At 55.5% G+C, this 5,463-nt stretch carries 3 protein-coding genes and 2 pseudogenes; 3 read left to right on the forward strand and 2 right to left on the reverse strand.

The features are described from left to right. Positions 1–394 precede the first annotated feature (394 nt). Positions 395–940, forward strand: a complete 546-nt coding sequence (locus GWG54_RS20255) for a helix-turn-helix domain-containing protein (RefSeq protein WP_167939443.1) — start codon at positions 395–397, stop codon at positions 938–940. Positions 941–1,032: 92 nt separating this feature from the next. Next, complete coding sequence (locus GWG54_RS20260) at positions 1,033–2,367, forward strand: CoA-binding protein (RefSeq protein WP_167939444.1); 1,335 nt, start codon at positions 1,033–1,035, stop codon at positions 2,365–2,367. A gap of 65 nt (positions 2,368–2,432) precedes the next feature. On the opposite strand, the gene GWG54_RS20265 is transcribed toward GWG54_RS20260, so the two are convergent. Beyond that, positions 2,433–3,827, reverse strand: coding sequence for an SLC13 family permease (locus tag GWG54_RS20265; protein WP_167939445.1), 1,395 nt, complete (start codon positions 3,825–3,827; stop codon positions 2,433–2,435). Positions 3,828–3,897: 70 nt separating this feature from the next. Further along, positions 3,898–4,081: pseudogene (locus tag GWG54_RS20270) on the reverse strand (integrase core domain-containing protein); the annotation flags it as partial. 60 nt (positions 4,082–4,141) lie between these two features. On the opposite strand from GWG54_RS20270, the pseudogene GWG54_RS20275 reads away from it, so the two are divergent. After that, positions 4,142–5,275, forward strand: a pseudogene (locus GWG54_RS20275) (IS4 family transposase); the annotation flags it as partial. Between the last annotated feature and the right edge of the window lie 188 nt (positions 5,276–5,463).

A 5,463-nucleotide genomic window follows, 5' to 3' on the forward strand; every position in this document is an offset into this window, starting at 1 on the left:
TGTCGTCTACAACATCAAACGTGCCGTCAAACAGTGAAATCCACCGCCTTACAGCGATTCAACAAAGCCCTCTTGTTTGAGACGATTATTCCCTCACGGCCTCGAGGCAGGTCCGGACACTCGATACGCGATTTGTTTCTGTGCCAGCGAGGCAGCAAGGGACGAACGGTCTCGGTAACGGCGGTTTCGATCGCCTCGAGTACCCCGATCGCGACCAGGGGAGTCTGGCTGTACAACTCGAGGGCGAGAAGTCGATCGCGTTCGCGAACCTCGGCGGCGATGTGAAAATTTCTCACGGGATTTAACGAACGACGCTCGAAGCACCGATTGCAGCCACTATCAGCAGGAGGCTGGGTTAAGTTTTTTTATGTAGCGTTTCGCAGACCCAACCAGGATGAACGACGAGCAATCCTTCGACGTCTCTCCTCGCGATATAGCGATTTTGAAAGCGCGAGTCGACAATCCGACGTCGTCAACGCGAGAACTCAGTCAGATCCTCGAGGAAGAGTACGGAATCTCGCTGTCACACAATCGAATCAACGAGATTCTCCGAACGATGTCCGAAGAGGAGACTTTCCGCGAGATGATCCTTCCGAACCGGGAGATCTTCCGCCATTACCTGTTCCGGGTCTCGTTTAATTTTCCGAACTTCGAGGACAACTGGTACGAGTGTTACGACGCTCTTCAGAACGATCCGCATGTGCTAATGTTCTTTACCGCGGACAGCGACTATCAGTGGCATATCATCGCACAGTTCCGGACGGATAACCGGATGGAGAACTGGGTGCATGATTTCTTCGTCGATCACGGCGAACTCATCTCACAGTTCCATAATACGATGCTGCACAGCGTTCACAAGTTCAAAACCGAAGCGGCCGTCTTCGACAACATTCTCGCCGAAACAGCAGAGGGACGACAGTATCTCGAGCACAACGAGTGATAGAATTACAGATACACGAATAACCCCCTAGTTTCCGTCTCTCGATATCCGCGTTCCGTAATATCTATTACATTGTTCAGCAATCTCACGGTATGGGAGTAACCGATTTCTTCGATCCGGACGGAATCGCCGTCATCGGAGCGTCAAAGACCCCCGGGAAGATGGGTAACGACGCGATGACGAATATCCGTTCGTACGACGGGGACGTCTATCCGGTCAATCCTTCGAGTTCAGGAAGTGTCTACGGCCACGAGTTTGTCGACTCAATCCACGACGCCGACGCCGATCTCGCGCTGTGTTGCGTGCCCAGTCCGGTCGTTCCGGAGGTTCTCGAAGAGTGTGGCGAAGCCGGCGTTGGTGCGGCGGTAATCCTCGCTGGCGGTTTCGCGGAAGTCGACGACGAGGGGCAGGAACTTGAGGATGAAGTCATCCGAATCGCCGACGAGTACGACATCACGGTCCTCGGGCCGAACACGGCTGGCTACTGCATTCCGCATCTCGATCTTTACGGTTCGTTCGTTCCGCAGATCCGCGAGGTCGAGACGGGCAACGTCGCCCTCCTCGTCCAGAGCGGTGGTGTCGGGATCACGTCGTCCTTTCAGCTGGATAGTGAAGCGTACGGTGTCTCGTCCATGTTCGGACTCGGAAACCGGGCGAATACCGGCTTTGCGGATCTCATTCCGGTACTTGACGACGACCCTCGAACCGACGCGATCGCTATCCATATCGAGGGGACTGAAGACGTAGAGACCACGCTCGAGGTCTGTCGGAACGCGGAGACGCCGATCGTCGCGTACAAGGTCGGCAGCGAGGACATCAGCGAATTCGTTCGGTCGCACACCGCCGCCCCGATTCAAGGACGTGAGGTGTACGAGGACGCACTCGCTGAGGAGGGTATCGTGTTCGTCGATTCGATTACCGAACTCTTGGATGCCAGCCGCGCTATCGCCAATTCGCCGGTTCCGGATGGTCGAAACGTCGGCGTCGTCACGGCCCAGGCTGGCCCTGGAATCATCATTGCGGACGAACTCGACGAAGGCGGCGCCAAGTTCCCCGACCTCGCGAGCGAGACCCAGCAGCGGGTTGATGACGTTCTAGAGGGGATTACCTATACGAAGAACCCGGTCGATACCGGGCGGCCACTACCTGAATTTGGACAGGTCATTGACGCTGTTGCTCGCGACGACAGCGTCGACATTGTCGTTGTCTACGAGATCTACGAGGACTCGCTGGGATACCCGCTCGAGGAACTGGAGGCCCTTGCTGAGGAAGTCGACAAGCCAATCTTCTTTACGGTCGCCGGACCGGTGTCGTCGCTTGAGGATGAACGCCTTCGGATGGAGGAGTTCGGAATCACGACGTTCTATGGACCGGAACGAGGCGCTCACGCCGTTACGGCACTGATTGATTCGATCGACGATACGTAAGTTCGGCTGGCGGCTTGGTTACCGAATCGGTCTTCGTTTCTCGAGGAATTCGATAGAATGGAAACTCAGTAGAGGAGCGTGAAGAACGCGAACTGCAGCGGGAGCAAGACGACGATCGTTGCGAGCGAGCAAGCCACCGTTGTTCGAACGACTTCCCCGGTATCGGCGGTTCCTTCTGCCAAAATAACCACGAGAACCGCCGACTGGTAGGGGAAGAAGTACGAACTCAGCGCTAGGGCTTCCGACATCAGCACCGGCGTCAGCGGTAACCCTGCGGCTTCCGCGTACGGGATGAGGACGGGCGTGAGGACGCTTGCAACGGCCAATCCTTCCATCAGAAACGCAAGTAGGAACGTGATTCCGAAGACGACTGCGAAGATGATCGCTAGCGATGCTTCCGTCGGTACCAGCGCAAGCAGGTAGTCGGCTGCCTCGTCGGTGAATCCCGTCTGTGTTAGTCCATCGCCGATGGCGAACACGGCGGCAATGAAAAACAGGATCGAGAAGTCAGTCTCGCCGACGTTCTGGAAGTCGGCGACACCAATCCGCGGCAGGAAAGCGAGCGCGACGACGACGACCGCGCCGACGACCGGGTGGAAGCCGTGAACGAAGTCGGTCGCCCAAATCCCCGTTCCCACGAGGAGCAAGGCAAGCATGCGTTTTTCAGTACTCGTGGCACCGTTCCGGTTCAGTTCCGGTATGTCAATCCTTGAGTCGGAATCGGGCCGAAACAGATAATAGACGACTCCACAGACGAGCAATACTCGCGTCAGACCCATAACGGGGTACATATGGAATAACCACTCTGTCCATGAGACGTGATGGTCCGCGATCGATCCGCCGAAGCCGGTGATCATGATGTTCGGAAGATCAGCAGTGAGGATGCCTGAAGACCCGTAGAACGTGGCGAACGCGGGTCCGAGGAAGAGTCCGACCCGCGCCGAGCGATCCGAGAAGAGATCGCCGGTCTCCTTGAGGATTGGCGCGATGATGAGGATCCGCACGAGAGCCGAAGGAATAAAAAAGGCGAGAGCGTGGCCCCCGATCGAAAGCGCGAGTAGCAGTCGCCGGTAGGTCCAAATCGGTCGCGCACTGGCTGATTCGGAGACTATCCGAGCCGTGATACTGGTCCCGACCCAATTGGCGAGGCCACTTTTGCGAGCCGCCTCGCCCATCAGTAGCCCGAAGCCGATAAGCCATGTCGCCGGCTTTTGGAATCCGGTCAGCGCGAGGTCGGTCGAGAATACGACGGCGATGAGACCGATTCCGATCAGCCCCGTATAGGCAGGCGGTATCGGCGTGAGAATCCAGAGGACGATACAGAACAGCGTGATCGAAAGCATCCACGCAATTCCGGCCGTTTCGGCGAATAGTCCCCAGATCGACGCGGCAACGATAACGGCGACGAGGAATGCGATCGGCGGGTCTTGCGCCTTTTCGATCAGTGTCCGACGATCCATCACTGATAGCCTCACACAACGCTAGGTTAAATCTATCGAGATACGGAAATATTTCCCGTTTGGGCACGGTCTAGTTCAGCACTTCAGCTGGCGTCTGTCCATCGGGTGATTGATACGGTCTCCGGTGATTGTAGTAATGCACAAACTTCTCAATCAATTCGCGTGCGTTCGCCCGACTGTCACCCATGAAATATGAAAACGGTTGACTCGTATTTTGAGGGATGAATCCACTTCTCGATCTGTCCTGTTTCGAGTATTTAAATTCGATGTGAGTTCGTTAGTTCCGAGCAATGAATACACAGACCGACAGCATTTCTCTATCAACTGTTGGGACTGAGTTTTACTCGCTGCTCGACGCAGTTGACAGCGAGTTCATTGCCGACGACTTCGAAATCGGGACACACACCACAAAACACGATTTTGACAACCATCTCAAAGTCGATATTTTTGAAGGAGTCAATCCATCTGATTCACTTGCCGAACTCGCCGAGAAAACGGCCATCTATGACGAATTGTCGTACATGGCTGGCTCGACATTCTCCAGGTTGACGAACGACTGCGACTACCGTGCGGTCGTTCGTCTGTTCTTGGAGTTGCTTCATTCACCACCGCTCTCTCATCAACGCGGTGTCCAACGGAAGCGACTGGATTGGCTCGATCGTGCCGTTGTAGCAACTGACGCGACTAATCTGAACCTCACCAGGTCAGTTGCGGTTCCAAGCAAACGTCATGACACCGAGATTCTGCGCGTGATTGATCCCGGTGAGAAAGGGCTCCATCTCAATCTTTCCGCGCGTGTCGATGGCGACGCCAAGCACCTGTTTGGCGTCACCATCACGCCGGGCGTAATGCGTGAACCAACTCAGTCGAGCATCTCCAGAGCGACGTCGAGGTCTGCAAAGACCTCGACTCGCCAATCCACGTCTTTGACCGTGGTTACCTTGATTATGACCGGTTCTGTGAACTCAAAGAGCGTGAAACGGACTTCATCTGTCTCCTCCAAGCAGATGCTCGCGTCGACGTCCTGGAACACATCCAGGACGTCGAGATTACCGACGAGCAGGGGACACGATATCTCCGTGATGATCGGATTGAGCTTGCCGAGACTGCAAACAATTCCGCCGTATCGTCTTCGAAGATGTTGATGGCGAAGAACTAGCGTACCTGACGACGTTGTCGTCAGCGTACGCGCCTGTCGAAGTGATGAGTATCTACACGCTTCGCACGATGATCAAGATTCTCTCCCGAGAACTCAAGCAGTACACGAGTATCGAGAGCCTTCACTCTCAGTCGGTAAATGGCGTACTCTTCGAGATTTTCTGCACGTTGATCGAGTACGTGTTGGTTGAGTGGTTCCGGCAGCGCCACCCGCTACGGGGTGGCGTGCCGGAAGCAATCCGAACGATCCGTACGCGCGGTGGAACACGTCGCTGCGAACCTACGGCTGAATCCATTTCACGACAACTGGAGCGCCGCCGCTAGAGCGGCGGCACTCCTCATACTGAGGGCTAAAATTTCATGGAACTCCAGACACGAGGAATGATATGGCGACGCTGGAGAACGTCTCTGACTTTATGAGAATCCTGTTTAAGCCCCAAGTCGGTGAACGAATGCGCTGGGGTTGAAGGAGACCGTC

The sequence above is a fragment of the Natronococcus sp. JC468 genome (assembly GCF_012163165.1).
Taxonomy (GTDB): Archaea; Halobacteriota; Halobacteria; order Halobacteriales; family Natrialbaceae; genus Natronococcus; species Natronococcus jeotgali.